At 72.2% G+C, this 21714-nt stretch carries 18 protein-coding genes and 1 pseudogene; 14 read left to right on the top strand and 5 right to left on the bottom strand.

Annotation, left to right across the window (positions count from 1 at the left end):
• Complete coding sequence (gene thpR, locus OG990_RS27035) at positions 1-579, top strand: RNA 2',3'-cyclic phosphodiesterase (protein ID WP_406077573.1); 579 nt, start codon at positions 1-3, stop codon at positions 577-579.
• Positions 580-601: 22 nt separating this feature from the next.
• Here the strand turns inward: thpR and OG990_RS27030 are convergent.
• The 4 genes and pseudogenes from OG990_RS27030 to OG990_RS27015 form a co-directional block, all read right to left on the bottom strand.
• A pseudogene (locus OG990_RS27030) lies at positions 602-1587 on the bottom strand (aldo/keto reductase).
• Between the two features lie 78 nt (positions 1588-1665).
• A complete protein-coding gene (gene sepH, locus OG990_RS27025; protein WP_328422878.1) occupies positions 1666-2742 on the bottom strand; it encodes a septation protein SepH in 1077 nt (358 codons plus the stop codon).
• 185 nt (positions 2743-2927) lie between these two features.
• Entirely contained in the window at positions 2928-4055 is a 1128-nt protein-coding gene (serC, locus tag OG990_RS27020) for a phosphoserine transaminase (protein ID WP_406077572.1), read from the bottom strand.
• Positions 4056-4321: 266 nt separating this feature from the next.
• On the bottom strand, positions 4322-5428 hold the full coding sequence (locus OG990_RS27015; protein WP_328422882.1) for a citrate synthase 2: 1107 nt from the start codon (positions 5426-5428) through the stop codon (positions 4322-4324).
• Positions 5429-5708: 280 nt separating this feature from the next.
• On the opposite strand from OG990_RS27015, the gene pdxH reads away from it, so the two are divergent.
• From pdxH to OG990_RS26980, 7 genes are all read left to right on the top strand, one after another.
• Positions 5709-6383: a pyridoxamine 5'-phosphate oxidase gene (gene pdxH, locus OG990_RS27010; protein ID WP_406081892.1), complete on the top strand. Its 675-nt coding sequence runs from the start codon at positions 5709-5711 to the stop codon at positions 6381-6383.
• Positions 6380-7678: an MFS transporter gene (locus OG990_RS27005; RefSeq protein ID WP_406077571.1), complete on the top strand. Its 1299-nt coding sequence runs from the start codon at positions 6380-6382 to the stop codon at positions 7676-7678. Before pdxH ends, OG990_RS27005 begins: the two co-directional genes overlap by 4 nt.
• Before the next feature lie 18 nt (positions 7679-7696).
• Positions 7697-8626, top strand: a complete 930-nt coding sequence (locus OG990_RS27000) for an aldose 1-epimerase family protein (RefSeq protein WP_406077570.1) — start codon at positions 7697-7699, stop codon at positions 8624-8626.
• 22 nt (positions 8627-8648) lie between these two features.
• A complete protein-coding gene (locus tag OG990_RS26995; protein ID WP_386985541.1) occupies positions 8649-9251 on the top strand; it encodes a nitroreductase family protein in 603 nt (200 codons plus the stop codon).
• A 187-nt stretch (positions 9252-9438) separates the two neighbouring features.
• Complete coding sequence (locus OG990_RS26990) at positions 9439-9744, top strand: type II toxin-antitoxin system VapB family antitoxin (RefSeq protein WP_007454850.1); 306 nt, start codon at positions 9439-9441, stop codon at positions 9742-9744.
• Between the two features lie 44 nt (positions 9745-9788).
• A complete protein-coding gene (locus OG990_RS26985) occupies positions 9789-10952 on the top strand; it encodes an acyl-CoA dehydrogenase family protein (RefSeq protein WP_406077569.1) in 1164 nt (387 codons plus the stop codon).
• A gap of 96 nt (positions 10953-11048) precedes the next feature.
• Positions 11049-11840, top strand: coding sequence for a DUF4230 domain-containing protein (locus tag OG990_RS26980; RefSeq protein ID WP_386986696.1), 792 nt, complete (start codon positions 11049-11051; stop codon positions 11838-11840).
• Positions 11841-12095: 255 nt separating this feature from the next.
• Here OG990_RS26980 and OG990_RS26975 read toward each other — a convergent pair whose 3' ends face one another.
• The gene (locus tag OG990_RS26975; RefSeq protein ID WP_139584028.1) at positions 12096-12305 is read right to left on the bottom strand and encodes a PspC domain-containing protein; all 210 of its coding nucleotides are present in this window, start codon (positions 12303-12305) and stop codon (positions 12096-12098) included.
• A gap of 649 nt (positions 12306-12954) precedes the next feature.
• Between OG990_RS26975 and OG990_RS26970 the strand changes: the two genes are divergently transcribed.
• The 6 genes from OG990_RS26970 (at position 12955) to OG990_RS26945 (ending at position 21706) form a co-directional block, all read left to right on the top strand.
• The gene (locus tag OG990_RS26970) at positions 12955-14325 is read left to right on the top strand and encodes an L-serine ammonia-lyase (RefSeq protein ID WP_355602034.1); all 1371 of its coding nucleotides are present in this window, start codon (positions 12955-12957) and stop codon (positions 14323-14325) included.
• 71 nt (positions 14326-14396) lie between these two features.
• Positions 14397-15224 (top strand): ABC transporter permease, encoded by an 828-nt coding sequence (locus OG990_RS26965; protein ID WP_328422898.1) that lies wholly within the window; start codon positions 14397-14399, stop codon positions 15222-15224.
• Positions 15225-15971, top strand: a complete 747-nt coding sequence (locus OG990_RS26960; RefSeq protein WP_357988412.1) for an ABC transporter ATP-binding protein — start codon at positions 15225-15227, stop codon at positions 15969-15971.
• Positions 15968-18046 carry a DUF5941 domain-containing protein gene (locus OG990_RS26955; protein ID WP_406077568.1) on the top strand — a complete coding sequence of 693 codons (2079 nt, stop codon included), beginning with the start codon at positions 15968-15970 and terminating at the stop codon, positions 18044-18046. Before OG990_RS26960 ends, OG990_RS26955 begins: the two co-directional genes overlap by 4 nt.
• A 15-nt stretch (positions 18047-18061) precedes the next feature.
• Positions 18062-20272: a bifunctional glycosyltransferase family 2 protein/CDP-glycerol:glycerophosphate glycerophosphotransferase gene (locus tag OG990_RS26950; RefSeq protein ID WP_355602040.1), complete on the top strand. Its 2211-nt coding sequence runs from the start codon at positions 18062-18064 to the stop codon at positions 20270-20272.
• Between the two features lie 81 nt (positions 20273-20353).
• Positions 20354-21706, top strand: coding sequence for an ABC transporter ATP-binding protein (locus OG990_RS26945; RefSeq protein WP_406077567.1), 1353 nt, complete (start codon positions 20354-20356; stop codon positions 21704-21706).
• Positions 21707-21714: the final 8 nt, after the last annotated feature.

The raw sequence follows: 21714 nt of genomic DNA, 5'->3' as shown, positions 1-21714 counted from the left end.
TTGCGGCTCTTCGTGGCGGTCTGCCCGCCCCTTGAGGCCCTTACCCACCTCGGCGCAGAGGTCGCCCGACTGCGAATCGGCGCGGCGGCCGCCGCCGGCACCAACGTCCGGCTCGCCGACCCGGCCGACCTGCACCTCACCCTGGCCTTCCTTGGTGAGGTCGAGACGGCCCGGCTGGTCGAGGTGGAGAGCGCGCTCGGGCTGGCCGCCGAGTGGTTCCGCGACGGCCGGGACGCCTCGCCCCGACTGAGCCTCGGCGGTGGCGGCCGATTCGGCCAGGGGCGGTCCACCGTGCTCTGGGTGGACCTCCAGGGCGACGTCGAGTCGCTGCACGCACTGGCCCGGCTCATCCGGTCCCGGCTACGGCACGCCCGGCTGCCGTACGACGACAAGCCGTACCGCCCGCACCTGACCGTCGCCCGGCCCGGCGACCGGGTGGACCCGGCCGACATCGAGGCCGACCAGGCCACCCTGGACGGCTACCAGGGGCCGCCGTGGCCGGCGACCGAGCTGCTGCTGGTACGCAGCCACCTCGGCCCCCAGCCACGCTACGACCGCCTCGCCGCCTGGCCGCTCTGACTCAGCCCACGGTGACGGATGGTCACCAGGCCCACGCCTCCGGGCCGGGGCCGCCTTGCCGACCGGCGGGAACAGCTCGTCCAGCCGACCCAGCGTCGCCTCGTCGAACGTGACCTCCAGCGCGCCGAGCGACCGGTCCAACTGCTCGGTGGTGCGCGGGCCGATGATCGGTGCGGTCACCCCCGGCCGGCTCAGCAGCCAGCCGAGCGCCACGTCGGCCGGGTCGTGGCCGAGATCGGCGCAGAGCTTCTCGTACGCCTCGATAGTCGGCCGGTGCTCAACCAGCGAGTCGGCCGCGCGGCCGCTGGTGCCGCGCGCGGCAACGCCCTCGGCCATCTTGCGCAGCACCCCGGCGAGCAGCCCACCGTGCAGCGGCGACCAGGGGATGATGCCCAGGCCGTGGTGCTGCGCGGCCGGTACCACCTCCAACTCGACGTGCCGGGTGAGCAGGTTGTAGATGCACTGTTCGGAGACGAGGCCGAGGAAGTTGCGACGGCCGGCGGCTTCCTGCGCCACTGAGATGTGCCAACCGGCGAAGTTGGACGACCCGACGTAGAGCACCTTGCCCTGCGCCACGAGCGTCTCCATTGCCTGCCAGATCTCCTCCCATGGCGTGCTCCGGGAGATGTGGTGCATCTGGTAGAGGTCGATGGTGTCGGTCTGCAACCGGCGCAGCGAGTCCTCACAGGCCCGGATGATGTGCCGGGCGGAGAGGCCCTGCTCGTTGGGCCAGGTGCCCATCTTGCCGTAGACCTTGGTGGCCAGGACGACCTTCTCCCGCCGGCCGCCGCCCTGGGCGAACCAGCGGCCGATGATCTGCTCGGTGATCCCCTCCCCGGTCTGCCAGCCGTAGACGTTGGCGGTGTCGAAGAAGTTGATCCCGTGCTCCAGCGCGCGATCCATGATCGCGAAGCTGTCCGGCTCGCTCGTCTGCGGCCCGAAGTTCATCGTTCCCAGGCAGAGCCGACTGACCGAGAGACCGGTGCGGCCCAGATTCGTGTACTCCATGAAGCCCACACTGCCACGGGGGCACTTCGAGTGCCTCGCGCCGACGGGTGGCGAACCGCCACCCGTCAACGCGAAGCGTCAGGAGGACTCGCGGGCGGCCGGACCGCTGCCGAAGAGCACGTCGTCCCAGCTCGGCAGCCGCTTGCGCGGCTTGCCGTTGGCGTCGGTGGACTCGCCACCGGCCGCCGCCGCGCCAGTCCGGCGGGGCCGCAGCACCGCCAGCGACGGCACGGCCGGCACCTCCTTGGGCGCGTCCGAGTCGTCGTCGAAGGCCGACCCCTGGCCGCCGCCGAGCAGTGCCGCGGCACCACCGCCGACCGGCCGCTGCCGGGGGGCGTCCGAGCCGGCAAGGGCGGCCGGGGTACGCGGCTCCAGGCCGCGGCCCGACGAGGCGCCGAGCGGGCGGTCCAGCGAGGCGAGCAGCGCGTCCCGCCCGGCCCGGATCGGGTCCCGGCCGGTGCGCGGGTGCTCGGACGCCGCCGGCAGCCCGTGCCCGCCGCGACTCGGCTCACCGCGCGACGGACCGGGCAGGGAGTGCCCGCCCCGCTCCGGCGCCGGCTCCTGGCCGAGGATCGGCGTGGGTCGCTCGGCGCACAGGTACTGCGCCATGTCGTCGTGCGGGGTGACCGCCTGCCGGGTCTTGTCGAGATCCCAGATCGCCTGCGCGGTGGCCTTGCCGGACGGCCAGGTGGCGATGATCCGCCAGGTGCCGTCGTCGCGCCGGTACGCGTCCCAGGAGATCTTCTCGGTGTCGATGCCGTGCTGGCTCAGCCGGCCGTTGACCACCTCGGCGAGCGGGGTGGGCTTCTCCGCGCCCTTGAGCCGGGTGCGGCGGGCGTGCTGGGCGAGCATCGCCCGCTCCTGGAGCACCGGGCCGGCGTAGCGCAGCACCCGGTCGACCGGCACCCCGGCGATCCGGGCGACATCCTCGGCGGACTCACCGGAGCGGATGCGGGCCTGGATGTCCCGAGGGGACAGTGACGGGATCGGGTCGGCAGCCGTCGGTGCCGCCGCGAGCGGCGGGGCACCCGGCTCGGCGTGCATCGCGCCGGCGATCCGCTCGTCGATCGGCAGGGCGAGCAGCCGCCCGACCTCGTCGGCGAGAACCAGGGCATGGCCGTCCTCGGAGAGGGCGACGAAGCGTACTGGGCGCATAGCGTTGCCTCCGTCCCGCTTCGCTGGCCGCACGCCACGAGTCGGCCACCCAGGCGTCTCGGACCACCGTACGCGCATCTGTCTCGGGGTGGGGGAAGCGACACCCCGCATGTCGCGACTGAGCTGCAACGATGATCACGGTCGGTGTCCGCCGGGGCCCCGACGAACACCGTCCGTGACGATCCTCAGAGTCGTTCGACCACGTAGTCGATGGACGCCGTCAGCGCCTCGACGTCGGCCGGCTCGATGGCCGGGAACAACGCCACCCGCAGCTGGTTGCGACCGAGCTTGCGGTACGGCTCGGTGTCCACGATGCCGTTGGCGCGCAGCGCCTTGGCGATCGCGGTGGCGTCCACCCCGTCGGCGAAGTCGATGGTGGCGACCACGTTGGACCGCAGCGCCGGGTCGGTGACGAACGGGGTGGCCACCGTGGACCGCTCCGCCCAGCCGTACACCGTGGCGGCGCTCTCGGCGGTGCGCTTGGCGGCCCAGGCCAGCCCGCCCTGCGCGTTCATCCAGTCGGTCTGCTCGGCGGCCAGGAAGATGGTGGCCAGCGCCGGGGTGTTGTACGTCTGCTCCAGCCGCGAGTTGTCGATCGCGGTGACCAGGTCGAGGAAGGCAGGGATGTACCGCCCGGACGCCTTGATCTCGGCGGCCCGGTCGAGCGCGGCCGGCGACATCAGGGCCAGCCAGAGACCACCGTCGGAGCCGAAGCACTTCTGCGGCGCGAAGTAGTAGACGTCGGTCTCGCCGACGTTGACCTCCAGGCCGCCGGCGCCGGAGGTGGCGTCGACCAGCAGGAGCGAGCCCTCGTCCGCCCCGGCCACCCGGCTGATCGGCACCGCCACACCGGTCGAGGTCTCGTTCTGCGGCGTCGCGTAGACGTCCACGCCGGCCTCGGCGACCAGGGTCGGCGCAGTGCCCGCGTCGGCCTTGCGGACGGTCGGCTCGCCCAGGAACGGGGCGTCCTTGACCGACTTGGCGAACTTGGCGCCGAACTCGCCGAAGCTGGCGAACTGCGCCCGGTCCCGGATCAGGCCGAAGGTGGCGACCTCCCAGAACGCGGTGGTGCCACCGTTGCCGATCACCACCTCGTAGTCCTCGGGCAGCGAGAAGAACTCGGCGATGCCGGCGCGCAGCCGGGCCACCTGGTCGCGGACCGTCTTCTGCCGGTGCGAGGTGCCCAGGTAGCTGGTCGCCACCTCGGCGAGGGCGGACACGGCCGCCGGCCGGACCTTGGACGGGCCGCAGCCGAAGCGTCCGTCGGCGGGCTTGATCTCGTCGGGAATCCGGATGAGCGGTGCGTCAGCCACGGTCTTGAAGGTCCTTCCGCAAGGGCGAGGGCGGGCTCGGTGCGGACCGGCGGCGGGCGCGTACGCGGGCGCACGGCAGCCGGGATCCGACCGGCGATCCGGCGACACTGCCGACCCTCATCCTCGCACCCTGACCCGCGCGGGGCAGGCGGGGTCCCGAGGGACGGCCTGAGTCCTTCGCCACACCCGGCGCAGACCGCCCGGACGGCGGTTGGAAAAAGCCCCTCCTGCACGACGGACGTTCAGGAGGGGCCCTTCCTTGCCGCTCAGACGCCGTGCGGGATGGCGCTCCAGCCTTCGACCTCGCTGGGCTTGCGGGTGTTCGGGCCGATGTACCGGGCGGACGGACGGACCAGCCGCTGCAGGCGCTTCTGCTCCAGGATGTGCGCGCTCCAGCCGCCCATCCGGGCGCAGGTGAACATCGAGGTGAACATGTGCGCCGGCACCTCGGCGAAGTCCAGCACCACGGCCGACCAGAACTCGACGTTGGTGGCCAGCACCCGGTCCGGGCGGCGGGCCTGCAACTCGGCCAGGGCCGCCTTCTCCAGCGCCTCGGCGATCTCGAAGCGCGGCGCGCCCAGCTCCTTGGCGGTGCGCCGGAGCACTCGGGCGCGCGGGTCCTCGGCCCGGTAGACCCGGTGGCCGAAGCCCATCAGCCGCTCGCCGCGGTCGAGCACGCCCTTGACGTAGCCCTCCGCGTCACCGCTGCGCTCCACGGCCTCCAGCATGCTGAGCACCCGGGACGGGGCCCCGCCGTGCAGCGGGCCGGAGAGGGCGCCGATGCCGGAGGAGATGCAGGCCGCCGCGTCCGCCCCGGTGGAGGCGACGATGCGGGCGGTGAAGGTGGAGGCGTTCAGGCCGTGCTCGGCGGCCGAGATGAAGTACGCGTCGACGGCCTTGACGTGCCGCGGGTCGGGCTCGCCCCGCCAGCGCTTCATGAACCGCTCGACGATGGTCTGTGCCTTGTCGATCTCCTTCTGCGGCACCGCCGGCAGGCCGAGGCCCCGGGCGGACTGGGCGACGAAGGAGAGCGCGGTCACCGAGACCCGGGCGAGGTCCTCGCGGGCCTGCTCGTCGGAGATGTCCAGCAGCTGGTTGAGCCCCCAGTACGGGGCCAGCATGGCGACCGCGGACTGCACGTCGACGCGGATGTCGCCGGAGTGCACCGGCACCGGGAACGGCTCCGCCGGTGGCAGGCCCGGCCCGAACCGGCCGTCGACCAGCAGCGCCCAGACGTTGCCGAACGAGACCTGGCCGATCAGATCCTCGATGTCGACCCCGCGATAGCGCAGCGCGCCACCCTCACGGTCCGGTTCGGCGATCTCGGTCTCGAAGGCGACTACGCCCTCCAGCCCGGGTTTGAAATCGGCCATGTCGCTCTCCTGGATCTGGTCGGTGCGCCCGATCAGCTCATCCGGCCCGGTCGGCCGAGCGCCTTAGGCGACCCTCAGGGATGTGTTCGGAACATCTTGCCTGGTGAGTAACCGGATACGCGACCCGCTGCGACTGTGCTGCACATGACATCCCCGGACGCGCATTCTCCGCGCCGCTCAGTGAGACTGGGCGGTGCGGGCTGGCCAGCGCGGGAGGGCGCCGACCAGGCCGCCGAGAAGGAGTGGGGACGTGACGGGCGACACACCCGCCCCGGCCGCGATGCGTAACGAGTACGCCGCGGACCTGGGCCTGACCGAAGCTGACCTGGCCGCCGACTGGCACACCCAGTTCGACCGCTGGTTCGCCGACGCGGTGGCCTTCGGGCTACCCGAACCGAACGCGATGGTGGTCGGCACCGCCGACGCCGCCGGCCGGCCGAGCGGGCGGACCGTACTGCTCAAGGGGTACGACCCTGACGGCTTCGTCTTCTTCACCAACCACCTCTCCCGCAAGGGCGTCGAGGCGTCGGCCAACCCGTACGCCAGCCTGGTCTTCCCGTGGTTCCCGATGCAGCGTCAGGTGCTGGTCACCGGGCGGATCGCGCCGGTCGACCGGGCGGCGGTCGAGTCGTACTTCGCCAGCCGCCCGCGCGCCTCCCAACTGGGCGCCTGGGCCAGCCCGCAGTCGCAGGTGGTGCCGGACCGGGCCGCGCTGGAGGAGCGCTACCGCGCGGCGGCCGAGCGGTTCGCCGACGAGGCCGTCATCCCGACCCCGCCGCACTGGGGTGGGTTGCGGGTCCGGCCCGAGTCGGTGGAGTTCTGGCAGGGCCGGGCCGGCCGGTTGCACGACCGGCTCCGCTTCCGCCGCACTGACGACGGCCCACCCGGCGACGGTCCGCCCGACGGCCCGGGCACCGAGGGCGAGAGCTGGACCGTCGAGCGGTTGGCGCCGTGACGGGGGTGCAGGAGGCCCGGCCGCGCGGAGCGCGCCGATGGGCGATCGACGTACGTCCGCTTCGCGTGCCGGCGTACCGGCGGCTCTGGCTCGGCAACACCGTGGCCATGTTCGGCTTCCAGTTCACGGCCGTCGCGGTGCCGGTGGAGATGTACGCGCTGACCAGGGACTCGTTCTGGGTCGGCCTGCTCGGCGTGGCCGCCTTCGTACCGCTGCTGGTCTTCGGGCTCTGGGGTGGCGCGGTCGCCGACGCCCGCGACCGCCGGGTGGTGCTGCTCGGCGGGTCGGTGCTGCTCTGGGCGTCCACTATCGGTCTGCTGGTCCAGGCGCTGCTGGACGTGGGCAGCCCGGTGCTGCTGCTGGCGTTGATGGCGGTGCAGTCGGTGGCGTTCGCGATCAGCTCACCGGCCCGCAGCGCCATGTTGCCCCGGCTGGTCCCGGCGGACCTGGTCCCAGCCGCCAGCACCCTGAACTACACCACCTTCACCGCCGCCTCGGTGGCCGGCCCGCTCGCCGCCGGCCTGATCCTCGCCGCCTCGCCGGACACCGCGGTGGTCCTGCCGATCGCGTACGGGGTCGACGCGCTGCTGTTCACCGCGATGCTCTGGGCCGCCCTGCGCCTGCCCTCACTGCCCCCCGAACCGACCGCCGACGGCGAGCCCCGCCGCGCCGGGCTGGCCAGCGTGATCGACGGGTTCCGTTACCTGGCCACCACGCCCGTGCTGCTGCTCTCCTTCGGGGTGGACCTGATCGCCATGATCCTGGCCATGCCGCGGGCGCTCTTCCCGGAGATCGCCCATGAGCGGTTCGGCGGCGGTGGCGCGGTCGGCCTGCTCTACGCCGCCATCGCCATCGGGTCGATGATCGGCGGGCTCACCTCCGGCTGGATCGGTCGGCTCCGTCGGCAGGGGCTCGGCCTGGTGGTCGCGGTGGTCGCCTGGGGGCTCGCGATCGCCGCGGCCGGGCTGGCCCACCAACTCTGGCTGATGGTCCTGCTGCTCGCCGTGGCCGGTGCCGCCGACCTGGTCAGCGCGGTGCTGCGTCAGTCCATGCTGCTCGTGTACGCGCCGGACCGGATGCGCGGCCGACTCCAGGGCGTCAACACGGTGGTGGTGGCCGGTGGTCCGCGCCTGGGTGACCTGCGGGCCGGCACCATGGCCGCCGGGTTCGGTGGCGGGGTGGCCTGGGTGGCCGGCGGGCTCGCCTCGGCGGTGCTCGTGGTGGTGCTCGCGGTCGCCTTCCCGGCGCTGCTGCGCTACCGCGCCGCCACGGCGTCGAGCGGCGACCGGACGTGACCGGTTAGGGTCGCCGGCATGGAAAGCCCCGATCAGCGTCCGTTCTCCGGCGCTCAGTGGACCATCTCCGCGGCCGGCCACGAGGCCGTCATCGTGGAGGTCGGCGGCGGGTTGCGGACGTACCGGCATGACGGTGTCGACCTGGTCGACGGGTACCAGGTCGACGAGGTCTGCCCCGGCTGCGCCGGGCAGGTGCTGGCCCCCTGGCCGAACCGGATCCGGGATGGTCGCTACCCGTTCGGGGATCGGACCCACCAGCTCCCGCTGACCGAGCCGGAGCGGCACGTGGCCATCCACGGGCTGGTCAACTGGGTGCCGTGGCGGCTGCTGGAGCAGTCGGCGGACGCAGTGACGGTCGGCTACGACCTGCCACCGCAGCCCGGCTACCCGTGGCCGCTGCGGCTGCGCAGCCGGTGGAGCATCGGCGCGGACGGACTGCGCGCCGAGCACGAGGTGACCAACACCGGTGGTGAGCTGGCACCGTTCGGCTTCTCCGTGCACCCGTACCTGCAACTGCCGGGCGTCGCGGTGGACGACCTGGTCATGCGGCTGCCGACCCGTACCCGGCTGCTGGTGGACGGGCGGCTGCTGCCGGTCGGGGCGACCCCGGTGGCCGGCACCGAGTACGACTGGACCAGCCCGCGCCGGATCGGCACTGCCCGGCTGGATCTCTGCTTCGGCCAGGTGATCCCCGACGCCGACGGCGGTTCGTCGGTGAGCCTGGCGGCGCCGGACGGCTCGGCCGGGGTGAGCATCTGGGCGGACCAGGAGTTCGGCTGGTGGCAGGTGTTCACCGGGGACGCGCTCATGGGCGTTCGGCACCGCCGCTCGGTGGCGATCGAGCCGATGACCTGCCCGCCGGACGCGTTCCGCTCCGGCAAGGACCTGCTCACGCTCAAGCCCGGCACGACCTGGCGGGGTGCCTGGGGCATCCGGCCCGGGGCCTGACCGAGCCGGCGGGGGGAGCGGAATGGAGTTCGCCGAGGTCGTCCGGCGCCGGCGGATGGTGCGCAACTACGACCCGGACCGCCCGGTCCCGCCCGACGTGGTCGACCGGCTGCTCGACCACGCGGTCCGCGCCCCGTCGGCCGGGTTCGCCCAGGGCTGGGGCTTCCTGGTGTTGGAGGAGGCCGCCGACCGGGAGCGGTTCTGGGCCGCCACCACGCCCGACACCGGCGGGCGGGAGCGCTGGTTGGCCGGGATGCGCCGGGCGCCGCTGATCGTGGTGCCGCACGCCAACGAGTCGGCCTACCTGCAGCGGTACGCGGAGCCGGACAAGGGCTGGACGGACCGGTCCACCGACCGCTGGCCGGTGCCCTACTGGTACGTGGACAGCGGCTTCGCCGCGCTGCTGATGCTGCTCACCGCCGTGGACGAGGGTCTGGGGGCGTGTTTCTTCGGCATCCCGCCGCAACGGCTGGCCGCCTACCGCGACGCGTTCGGGGTGCCGACGGAGTACCAACCCATCGGTGCCGTCACAATCGGTTACCGAGCACCCGACCATCGGTCACCATCGTTGCGCCGTGGGCGTCGTCCGGTGGACGAGGTGGTGCGGCGCGGCCGGTGGAGTTGAGCGCGGCGTCCCGTTCATCCCGTTAAGGATCGGACGAGCGGTAGCGAAACTGACATCAGGGAGCAGAACGCAGTGTGCGCTGGGCGGCTAGGCTGGCACGGTCATCGGTGCCGCGCCGCGCGGTGCCCGCCGCGGCCCGGCTCGGCGCCGTCGGTCGGCCCGGCCACGGGGAGGGGAGCGTGCCGTCGTGATCTTCAGAGCGGTCCGGGACGGGCGTCCCTATCCGGAGCACAACCTGACGCTCAAGCAGTGGGCGGAGATTCCGCCGCGACCGCTGCGCCTGGACCAGTTGATCACCACCAAGCGTGAGTTGGCGCTCGACAAGCTCCTCGCCGAGGACTCCACCTTCTACGGCGACCTGTTTCCGCACGTGGTGCAGTGGAACGGCGGGCTCTACCTGGAGGACGGGCTGCACCGGGCGTTGCGCGCCGCCCTGCAACAGCGCAACCAGATCCACGCTCGCGTGCTGGTGCTCTCCGAACCGATCGAGTGACGCGCCCCCACCCGCTGGCCTGAGTCTTCGTTAAGGTGGCGTCCATGACCGCACCGCTGGACCTGCTCGACCTGGACCCGTCGCTCACCGAGGAGGAGCGGCAGATCCGCGACGTCGTACGCCAGCTCATCGACGACCGGGTGCGGCCGCACGTCGCCGACTGGTACGAGGAGGGTCGGGTGCCGGCCCGCGAGCTGGCTCGGGAGTTCGGCAAGCTCGGGCTGCTCGGCATGCACCTCACCGGCTACGGCTGCGCTGGCGCCTCCGCGGTCGCGTACGGGCTGGCCTGCCAGGAACTGGAGGCCGGCGACTCGGGCATCCGCTCGCTGGTCTCGGTGCAGGGGTCGCTGGCCATGTACGCCATCTGGCGCTACGGCAGCGAGGAGCAGAAGCAGCGCTGGCTGCCGCCGATGGCGACCGGCGAGGCGATCGGCTGCTTCGGCCTGACCGAGCCGGACCACGGCTCCGACCCGGCCTCGATGGCCACCCGGGCACGCCGCGACGGCGACGACTGGGTGCTCAGCGGCGGCAAGATGTGGATCACCAACGCGCCGATCGCCGATGTCGCGGTGATCTGGGCGCGCACCGACGCCGGCGTGCGGGGTTTCGCCGTACCAATGGACACCCCCGGTGTCACGGCCCGGGAGATCCGCCGCAAGATGTCCCTGCGCGCGTCGGTGACCGGCGAGATCGTGCTCGACGACGTCCGGCTCCCGGCGGACGCCCAACTGCCCGAGGCGGTCGGGCTCAAGGCCCCGCTGAGCTGCCTCACCGAGGCCCGGTACGGCATCGTCTGGGGCGCGGTCGGCGCAGCCCGGGACTGCCTGGAAACCACCCTGGCGTACGCCACCACCCGCACCCAGTTCGGTCGCCCGCTGGCCGGCTTCCAGCTCACCCAGGCCAAGCTCGCCGACATGGCCGTCGAGTTGGTGAAGGCGCAGCTGCTCGCTCTGCACCTGGGCCGGCTCGGCGACGCGGGTCGACTGCGGCCCGAGCAGGTCAGCGTGGGCAAACTGAACAACGTGCGGGAGGCCCTGGCCATCGCCCGGCAGTGCCGCACCATCCTCGGCGCCAACGGCGTCTCAGGTGAGTACCCGGTGATGCGGCACGCGAACAACCTGGAGAGCGTCCTGACGTACGAGGGCACCTCGGAGATCCACCAACTGGTCGTCGGGCAGCGGCTCACCGGGCTCTCCGCCTTCGCCTGACCTGCCCGTCTGCACATTCCGGTCGCTCGACGCGCGGCTGTCGTACCGGGGCCGTACCGTCATTGACAGACGACGTGTCTGACGAGGACGGTGAGCGTGATGGCCCGCGACGCTGGCATCAACGAGCCCACGAGGGAGTTCCCCGGTTACCCGACCGGCGACGACCTTAAGGAGCGGTCGGCCGTGACACCCGAGTCGACCACGGATACACCGGGCGGCTCCGGCGACCCGACGACCGGTGGCAACGGTGGGCCGGCGCGTGGCCTGCTCCTGCTGCTCGGGGCTGCCGCGCTGGCCGTGGTGGTGCTGCTCGGCGTCCAGGCGACCGGCCTCCTGCCGGAGTTCCGCAACCCGTTCGCCAAGGAGCAGACCGACCGCAGCCAGCCGCCGCTGCTGAAGTCCATCCAGGACCTCAGCCGCTACGTGGCCGCGGAGGGCAACTTCCAGGTCGTGGTCGACACCCAGAACGACCGGCGCAACGTTCCGGACTTCCTGCTCAACGAGCGCACCCTGTTCGTCGGGGCGGGCAGCGTCGAGGCGTACGTCGACTTCGCCAAGATCGGTGATGGTGCGATCGTCGAGTCCGCCGACGGCACCTCGGTCGAGATCAAGCTGCCCGCGCCGCAGCTCGGCCAGACCAACCTCGACCTGGAGAAGAGCTACGTCTTCGCCGAGCAGCGCGGCCTGCTCAACCGGCTCGGTGACCTGGTCGGCAACGACCCCAACCGGCAGCAGCAGGTCTACCAGCTCGCCGAGGAACGGATCACCGCCGCCGCCCGGGACAGCGGGCTCTCGGCCCGGGCCGAGGAGAACACCCGCAAGATGCTGGAGGGGCTGCTGCGCTCCCTCGGGTACCAGCGGATCACGGTCACCTACACCGCCCCCTGACCCCCACCCCGTACGCCGAATCGCCCGCCCCGACGTTCGTCGGGGCGGGCGATTCCGTGCGAGCCCAAGATCCGCATCGCTTGCGCCTCGCGCCGCGGGCTCGGGCGCAAGATCCGCGCAACATCGGGGATGTAGCTGCTTGCGACGCTCGGGAAGCGACAACATCCCCGATGTTGTGGCCTCCCAGCCCGTCGGTGCGGTCTCAGCCCGGTGGTGTGGTCCGGGTGGGGCAGTGCTGCGTGCTGCGGGGGTGGGTCAGTGCCGGGTCGACGCGAGGTAGCGGTCCTCGTTCGGCATGAGGACCCAGAGGATCAGGTAGACGATCACCTGGGTGCCGGGCAGCAGCAGCGACAGCAGGAACAGCAGCCGAACCATCCCGGCGGACATGCCGAACCGCTGACCGAGGCCAGCACAGACACCGGCGAGCATGCGCCCCTGGCGGGGCCGGACCAGTTTGCGACTCATCGTCGTACTCCCACTCTGCGGCGGTACGCCGCGTCTGCAATCCACGGTAGAAAAGTGCGGCCACCTTGCCCTCCGTCCCGAGGAGGATCGGCAACCCGTGGACCCGTAGGTACTTACCCGTGCGGCCCCGCTCCAACGCCTCCCGCGCCCCGCCTGCGGCCCTCCGCCTCGCGCCTCGCGCCTCGCGCCTCGCGCCTCGCGCCTCGCGCCTCGCGCCTCGCGCCTCGCGCCTCGCGCCTCGCGCCTCGCGCCTCGCGCCCCGCGCCCCGCGCCCCGCGCCCCGCGCCCCGCGCGAGATCGTGCTCGATCCTGGATGTAGTGGCCTTGGGGCGGGAGGAGGCCACTACAACCAGGATCGAGCGTGATCTTGGGGCGGCCGGGCAGCCGGCCGAGCGGGCGGTCCGTGTGCCATGGGCGCCGGGATGCTGCGAGGAGGTGGCGGTGAGACGGCGGGTGGGCGGCGGTCAGGTGGCCGCGTCGCGCTGGCCGGGTGGGCGGTGAGCTGGGCGGGTAGGCTCGCTGGTTGGGCACCCACACCCTGGGTGACCAGCGGCCGCCCGACCGGGCGGCCACGAGCGGGGCCACCTGACCAGGCGGCCACGACAGGGCCGGATCCCGCACGACGGGACGACGGCGAGGAAGCGCAGCCATGATCAGTGTTTTCGACCTCTTCAGCGTCGGCATCGGGCCGTCCAGCTCGCACACCGTGGGGCCGATGCGGGCCGCTCGCACCTTCGCGGCCGGGCTCAAAGCCGACGGGCTGCTCACCGACACGACGCGGGTGCAGGCCGAGTTGTTCGGCTCACTGGGTGCCACTGGGCACGGCCACGGCAGCGACCGGGCGGTGCTGCTCGGGCTGGCCGGCGAGGCGCCGGAGACGGTCGACACGGACACCGTCGGCCCTCGGGTCGAGCGGATCCGGGCCGAGCGGCGGATCAGCCTGCTGGACGCGCACGAGATCGACTTCGACCCGGGCCGGGACCTGACCCTGCACCGCCGCCGGTCGCTGCCGTACCACCCGAACGGGATGACCTTCGTGGCGTACGACAGGGCTGGTGCCGAGCTGCGCAGCCGTACCTACTACTCGGTCGGTGGCGGCTTCGTGGTGGACGAGGCGGCTGCCGGCGCGGACCGGATCAAGCCGGACAGCACCAAGGTGCGGTACCCCTTTTTGACCGGGGCGCAGCTGCTGGAGGCGACCACCTCGAGTGGCCTGTCGATCAGCGAGGTGATGCTGGCCAACGAGCGTTCCTGGCGCAGCGAGGCGGAGATCCGGGCTGGCCTGCTGGAGATCTGGCGGGTGATGCGGGAGTGCGTGGAGCGCGGCTGCGAGCGGGACGGCGTACTCCCGGGTGGGTTGAAGGTCCGGCGGCGCGCCGCGGAGCTGCGGCGCAGCCTGGAGGCGGACACCGGGACCACCGACCCGCTGCGCGTGATGGACTGGGTGACGCTGTTCGCCCTCGCGGTGAACGAGGAGAACGCCGCCGGCGGCCGGGTGGTCACCGCGCCGACCAACGGCGCGGCCGGGATCATCCCGGCGGTGCTGCACTACTACACCCGGTTCGTGCCGGGTGCCACCGACGATGGCGTGGTGCGGTTCCTGCTGGCGGCCGGGGCGATCGGCGTGCTGTTCAAGGAGAACGCGTCGATCTCCGGCGCGGAGGTCGGCTGCCAGGGTGAGGTCGGTTCGGCCTGCTCGATGGCCGCGGCGGGGCTCGCCGAGGCGCTGGGCGGCACTCCGGAACAGGTGGAGAACGCCGCCGAGATCGGGATGGAGCACAACCTCGGCTTGACCTGCGACCCGGTGGGTGGCCTGGTGCAGATCCCCTGCATCGAGCGGAACGCGGTGGCTAGCATCAAGGCGATCACGGCCGCCCGGCTGGCGCTGCGCGGCGACGGGGTGCACGCGGTGTCGCTGGACAAGGTCATCAAGACCATGCGGGAGACGGGCGCCGACATGAAGGTCAAGTACAAGGAGACGGCGCGCGGCGGACTGGCCGTCAACGTGATCGAATGCTGAGTCTGGCCGACTCGGGGCATTCGTTCACCGACTGCTAACCTGTCGTCCGTTTCAGGAGGCGGGAGGCTGCGGTGACCTCTGGCGTCGCGGCGTTGTGGTCGCACCGCAACTCGCTGCGAATCCTGGTCAGGCGCGACCTGGCGGTCAAGTACCAGCAGTCGGTGCTGGGCTATTTCTGGTCGCTGATCGAGCCGCTGGGTATGGGCGCCATCTACTGGTTCGTCTTCGGCGTGCTTTACTCCCGGGACACCGGGCGGCACCTCGGCGAGGCGGCCGGGTCGTACCCGCTGTTCCTGATCACCGGAATCTTCGCCTGGATGTGGACCAGTTCGGCGTTGAGCGAGGCGACCAACGCCCTGACCGGCCAGTCCCGGCTGATCACCACGATGAACGTGCCGCGCCAGGTCTTCCCGATCGGCCGGGTCACCGGCCGGTTCGCCGAGTACGCGGCCGGGCTGCCGATCCTGATCGCCATCGCGGTGATCTACGTGGCGCACGGCCGGATCCACCTGGGCTGGTCGCTGCTTTCCCTGCCGCTGGCGGTGGCCGTCCAGGCGGTCCTGCTGGTCGGGCTCGCGCTGTTGCTCTCCGCGTGGAACGTGCTGATGCGCGACGTGGAGCGGCTCATGCGGCTGATCATTCGGGTGCTCTTCTACGCCACGCCGATCATCTACCCGCTCAGCCTGGTCCGGGAGTCCGGCCTGCCCGGATGGCTGAAGGTGCTGTACGAGCTGAACCCGCTGGTCGGGATCTTCCAGCTGCACCACGCGATCTGGTACCCGGACGAGTTCCCGGACGCCCGGCTGCTCGCCACCACGGTCGCCGTCAGCCTGCTGGTGCTGGCCGCCGGCTGGTGGTCGTTCCGCCGGTTGGAACCCGCCGTGCTCAAGGAACTCTGAATGGCCGCGCCGATCATCGAGGCAGACGGCCTGGGCATCCGGTTCGTCCGCAACCGTCGCCGCCAGTTGCGGCTGCGGGAGCTGTTCATCCACCGGGGTGGGCGCGGTGCCCTGCCCGGCCAGTTCTGGCCGCTGCGCGACGTGTCGTTCACCGTCGAGCCGGGGGAGACCGTCGGGGTGATCGGCCGCAACGGCACCGGCAAGAGCACCCTGCTGCGGCTGATCGCCGGAGTGCTCATTCCGGACGAGGGCAGTATCCGGGTGCACGGCGCCGTGGCCCCGCTGCTGGAGCTCTCCGCCGGTTTCTCCAACGACCTGACCGGGCGGGAGAACCTGCACCTGGTCGGTGGGCTGCACGGACTGTCGACGGGCTATCTGAAGCGGCACTTCGACGAGATCGTCGAGTTCGCCGGCGAGCAGGTGGAACGGGCCATCGACACGTCGGTTCGGCACTACTCGTCGGGGATGAAGGTGCGGCTCGGTTTCGCGATCATCTCGCACCTGCCGCACCCGATCCTGCTGATGGACGAGGTGACCGCGGTCGGGGACGCGGAGTTCCGCAAGAAGTGTTACGCGACGATTGATCGTCTGCTCGGGGAGGGGCGCACGCTCGTGCTGGTGTCACACAACGAAAAGGACCTGACCCGGTTCTGCCGTCGGGGGTTGTACCTCGACGCGGGCCGGTTGACGCTCGACGGCACGATCGCCGAGGCGCTCGACGCGTACCACGCCGCGGTCCCGCGGTGACGGTCGCGATCGTGCTCGCCGCCGGGACGCCCGCGGCGGGCCTGACCACCGCGACCGGCGAGCCGCTGGCCGACCGGCTCGCCGACCAGTTGCGCCGGGCGGGGGCGGACGAGGTGCGCTTCGCCGCCAACCTCGACGAGTTGGCCGCGCTGGCCGACTCCGCCACCGGTCCGCTGCTGGTCACCGGCACCGACCTGGTCGCACACACCGCCGTGCTGCGGCACCTGGCCACCAGCCCGGTGGGGCCGACGGTGGCGCTGGTGCTCGGCGACCCACCCGTGCCCGGGCGGACCGTCGTGCGTGAGGAGCGCGGCCAGATCGTCGACGCCGGCGCGGTGGACGCTCTCGACGGCGACGCCACCGGCATGTTCGGCGGCGCGCTGCGGGTCGGCGTGGACGACCTTCCGAACCTCGCCGCCGCTGCCCGGGCGGCAGCGATCGGCCTGCTGCCCATCGCCACCCCGCTCGGCCCGGCCGGGGACGTCGCGCCGTTCGAGCCCGCCCCCGGGACGGGGCGGCCCGACGCCGGCGAGCGTCCCGCGCCGGTCGCGGCCGGTGGCCCCGGGTCCGCCGTGGACCGGCTCGTCGCGGGTCTCGCCGCGCTCGGCACCCTGATCTTCGCCCAGCGGGTACGCCTGCTCGTCGCGCACCGGGTCGACGACGCGGCCGGGCTGGCCGCGGCCGAGGCTGCGGTGACCGCGGTCGACGAGGACCGGGCCGAATTGCGGCTGTCGGTGAAGGAGAGGGACGACTTCTTCTCCACCTACTTCGTCAGCACCTGGTCGCCGTACGTGGTCCGGCTGTCGGCCCGGCTCCGGCTCACCCCGACCGGGGTGACGGTGATCTCGGTGCTCTTCGCGTTGGCCGCTGCGGTGCTGTTCGGGGTCGGCGGTCGACCCGCGCTGGTCAGCGGCGCCGTGCTGCTCTACCTCGGCTTCGTGCTGGACTGCGTCGACGGCCAACTGGCCCGCTACACGCGGCACTTCAGCGCCTGGGGTGGCTGGCTGGACACGATGGCCGACCGGGCCAAGGAGTACCTGGTCTACGCCGGGTTGGGCTTCGGGGTGAGCCACGCCGGGCTGGGCAACGGCTGGGCGTTGGCGATCGCCGCGATGACGTTGCAGACCGTCCGCCACATGACCGACACCTGGTACGGGGTGCTGCACGACGAGGCGGCTCGCCGGCCACGGGCGGCGACGGGTGCCAGTGGTGGGATCGGTGACCGGTTGAACGCCGCGTCGACCCGGGTGCAGGCGGACACCGGCTCGCTGTCGTACTGGCTGAAGCGGACCGTGGTCTTTCCGATCGGCGAGCGGTGGGCGCTGATCGCGCTGACCGTGGCGCTGTTCAACCCGTTGGTCAGCCTCATCGCGGTGCTGGTCTGGGGTGTGCTGGCGTTCGCGTACACCGGGGCGTTGCGGACACTGCGGGCCCGCTGGATGTGGGTGCCGGTGCTGGACACCGTCGATGCCACCCTGCACCGCGACGACGGTCCGTTGGCCCGCCGGTTGCCGGTGGTCCGCCCGATGGGGCCGCTCACCCTGGCGGTGATCGCCGCGCTCGGCTCGGCGGCTCTGCTGGTCGCGGCGCTGCTCACCGACGCGCCCGACGGGTTGCGGTGGGCGGTGCCGGTGGCGCTGCTGGTGCTGCTGGTCGGCGGCCTGGGCTCCGGGGCCGCGCACAACGGCCCGCTGGACTGGCTGGTGCCCGCCGCGCTGCGGGCCGCCGAGTACCTGTTCGCGATCGCGGTCGGGGTGGTCGGCGGGGCGCCGGGGTGGCTGATCTTCGGCTACGTCTTCGTGCTCACCGTGCACCACTACGACCTGACGGCCCGGCTGGAGAAGCGGCAGGCGGCACCACCGCTGCACCCGGCCACGCTGGGCTGGGAGGGACGCTCGGTGCTGCTGGCCCTCGCCGCGATTGCCGGAATCGTGAGTATCGGAATGGCTACACTCGGTACGTACCTTCTCGTGGTTTTCGTGGCGAGCGCCGTCCTGGCCTGGTTCGTCCGGCCGGCCCGTAGCGCGCGGGCGTCGGCCGCGCCGGTGGGCGCGGGAGGGGCCGCGCCGCGCTGACGGAGGGACGGCCGGATGACCCTGATCAGTTTCGTGGTACCGGCCTTCCGGGTGCAGGGATACCTGCGCGAGTGCCTCGACTCGATCCTCGGCCAGCCGGAGACCGACCTCGAAGTGATCGCCATCGACGACTGCTCACCGGACGCCAGCGGCGAGATCATCGATGAGTACGCGGCCCGCGACCAGCGGGTCCGGTCAGTCCGGCTGCCGGAGAACGTCGGCCTCGGTCCGGCCCGCAACGTCGGGCTGGACCGGGCCGTCGGCGAGTACGTGTGGTTCCTCGACGGCGACGACTGGCTGGCACCGGAGTGCCTGCCGGAGGTGGCCGAGCGGCTGCGAGCCACCCGGCCGGATGTGCTGCTGGTCGACCATGTCCGGACGCACTGGAACGACACCGTCACCCGGAGCGCGATGGCCGAGGTGTTCCCGGAGTCGCCCGGCGCGGCCCCCTTCCGGCTGCGGGAGCGGCCGGAGGCGATGCGGCTGCTGCACACCGCGTGGAACCGGCTGGTCCGCCGGGAGTTCCTGGTCGAGTTGGGTCTCCGCTTCGCGCCCGGCTGGTACGAGGATGTCTCGTTCAGCTACCCGGTGCTGATGGCGGCGCAGCGGATCGGCGTACTCGACCTCGTCTGCGTCAACTACCGGCAGCGCCGCGCCGGTGCGATCACCCGGACCCGGGGTGACCGGCACTTCGAGGTGTTCCCGCAGTGGCACCGGGTCTTCCACCTGATGGATTCCTGGGGGCCGGCGGTGGGCGCCCTGCGCCCTGCGGTCTTCGAGCGGATGATCTGGCACTACCTGACCGTGCTCGGCAACGGCCAGCGGATCGCCCCGGAGCTGCGGCCCGCCTTCTTCGCGCAGATCACGGCGGACTACGCCCGTTGGCTGCCGGACGGCGGCTACCCGGTGCCGGACGGGGTGGAGGGGATCAAGCATCGGCTGGTCGCCGCCGGCCGCTGGCGGACGTTCAGCGCGTTGCGGACCGCCAGCCGGACCCGCGACGTCGCCCGCCGGAAGGTCCGTACCGCGCGACGCCGGGTCGGCCCGGCGGCCCGGCGCGGCGCGCGGCTGACACGGGACGGCCTGCTGTACGAGTACTACCGGGCGGAGCTGCGCCGGCCGGTGGATCCGACGCTCGCGGTGTACGCGGCCTACTGGTACCGGGGGTACGCCTGCAACCCGGCGGCGATCTACGAGGTGGCCCGCCGGCTGGCGCCGGGGGTGCGTGGGGTGTGGATCGTGCGCCGGGACCGGGTGGACAGCGTGCCGGCCGGGGCGGAGTACGTCATCGCCGGCACCCCGGCCTACTACCGGGCGCTGGCCCGGGCCCGCTGGCTGGTCAACAACGTCAACTTCCCGGACTTCGTCCGTAAGCGGCCGGAACAGGTGCACGTGCAGACCCACCACGGCACGCCGGTCAAGGTGATGGGGCTGGACCAGCAGCGCTATCCGATCGGGGCGGGCCGGATGGACTTCGCCGGGCTGCTGCGCCGGGTGGACCGCTGGGACTACAGCGTCAGCGCGAACAGCTTCTCCACCCAGATGTGGGACCGGGCTTACCCGGCCACGTACACCACCCTGGAGGTCGGCTACCCGCGCAACGACCGACTGGCCACCGCCAGCCCGGAGGAGGTGCGCCGACTACGTGCGGAGTTCGGCCTCGGCCCCGACGAGCAGGTGGTGCTGTACGCCCCGACGCACCGCGAGCATCTGCCCGGCTACCGGCCGCCGTTCGACCCCGACCGGTTCGTCGACGCGCTGGGTGACTCCGGCCGGCTGCTGATGCGCAGCCACTACTTCCATGACCGGGATCGCCGCCCCCGCCGGGCGGTGGACCGGGAGCGGGTCCGCGACGTCAGCGGCTACCAGCGGGTGGAGGACCTCTACCTGATCGCCGACGTGCTGGTCACCGACTACTCCTCGGCGATGTTCGACTATGCGGTGCTGGACCGGCCGATCGTGCTCTACGCCCCCGATTGGGAGGCGTACCGGCTGGCCCGGGGGGTCTACTTCGACGTCACGGCGGAGCCGCCGGGCGCGGTGGCCGTCACCTTCGCCGACCTGCTCGACCTGTTCCGTACCGACGCGCTGCGCTCGGACGCGGCGGCCAAGGCCCGCGAGCACTTCCGGGGCCGGTTCTGCGCGCTGGACGACGGGCGCGCGGCGGAGCGGGTGGTGCGCCGGGTGTTTCTGGGCGAGTCGGTGGGGCTGTCGCCGCGCTGTTGATCGCGTCCGGCGCCGGCCCTCTGTCGCTTAATTGCAGCGTCACCGATCGAACATGAGACGTTCACCCGATGTGCTAATTCAATGATCCTGGTCACAGTCTTGTGGGGTTCGGTCGACGAGCTGGGGGAGGAGACGGTGACCACCGTCGCGCTCAAGGATGTCACCAAGATCTTCAAGGACGGCACATTGGCCGTCGACAGCGTCAACCTGGACGTGAACGACGGCGAGTTCATGGTGCTGCTCGGCCCGTCCGGCTGCGGCAAGTCCACGGTGCTGCGGATGATCGCCGGGCTGGAGGATCCGACCCAGGGCGCGGTGCTGCTCGACGGGGAACTCGCGAACGACCTGCCACCACGGGATCGGAAGATCGCCATGGTCTTCCAGGACTTCGCGCTCTATCCGCACATGACCGTCGGCGACAACATCGCGTTTCCGCTGCGGCTGGCCGGGGTGGAGCCGGAACCGCGGGGTGAGCGGGTCAGCGACGTGGCCAGCGCGCTGGGCATCGGCGACGTGCTGGCCCGCAAGCCCGGCCAGCTCTCCGGCGGCCAGCGGCAGCGGGTCGCGATGGGTCGGGCGATCGTCCGTCGACCCGGGCTGTTCCTGATGGACGAGCCGCTGTCCAACCTCGACAGCGGGCTGCGCGCCGAGCTGCGCGCGGAGATCTCGGGCCTGACCCGGGAGTTGGGCGTCACCACCGTTTACGTCACCCACGACCAGGCCGAGGCGCTCACCATGGCCGACCGGGTGGCCATCATGCGTCGCGGCGTGCTCCAGGACGTGGGCACCCCCACCCAGGTGTACGGCCGGCCGGCGACGCTCTATGTGGCCGCCTTCCTGGGTAGCCCGCGGATGAACCTGCTGGAGGCGTCGGTCTACGTCCACCTCGACCGGTACGTCACGCTCAACCTCGGCGAGCAGTCGCTCTACCTGCCCTGGAACGACATCCGCAGCCGGGCGATCGCGCACTACCACGGTGAGCGGATCGTCGTCGGCATGCGGGCCGAGGCGCTCACCCCGGTCTCCCCGGACAGCCCCGGCGACGTGCTGCGTGGTCGGATCCGCTACCTGGAGCACCACGGGCACGAGTCACTGGCGTTCCTCGACATCGGGGCGACCGCGATCGTGGTCGACGAGATGGGCACGCGGCTGGACCCGGCGCCGGTGGGCCAGCGCGGCCTGCGCCGGTTCGGCTCGGTGATGCAGCGACTCACCGGCAAGCCCGTGGAGGCGGAAGACGTGGCGGGTGGTGGCACCCGGACCAGCGTGCTCCCCGATCCGGGCCGACACCATCGCCGGCCGGCGGAGCTGGCCGTGCGGCTGGCGCCGTACCCGGCGGTTGCCGCCGGCCACGCGCTCGCCGTCTCGGTCCGGATGGACGCGCTGCACTTCTTCGACGAGCGCGGAGCCCGGATCGACGTGGGGTGGCGTTGACACCACGC

The sequence above is a fragment of the Micromonospora sp. NBC_00858 genome (assembly GCF_045207365.1).
Taxonomy (GTDB): domain Bacteria; phylum Actinomycetota; class Actinomycetes; order Mycobacteriales; family Micromonosporaceae; genus Micromonospora.
Note: the sequence above shows the minus strand (reverse complement) of the source record. Positions and strands in the feature narration are given on the sequence as shown.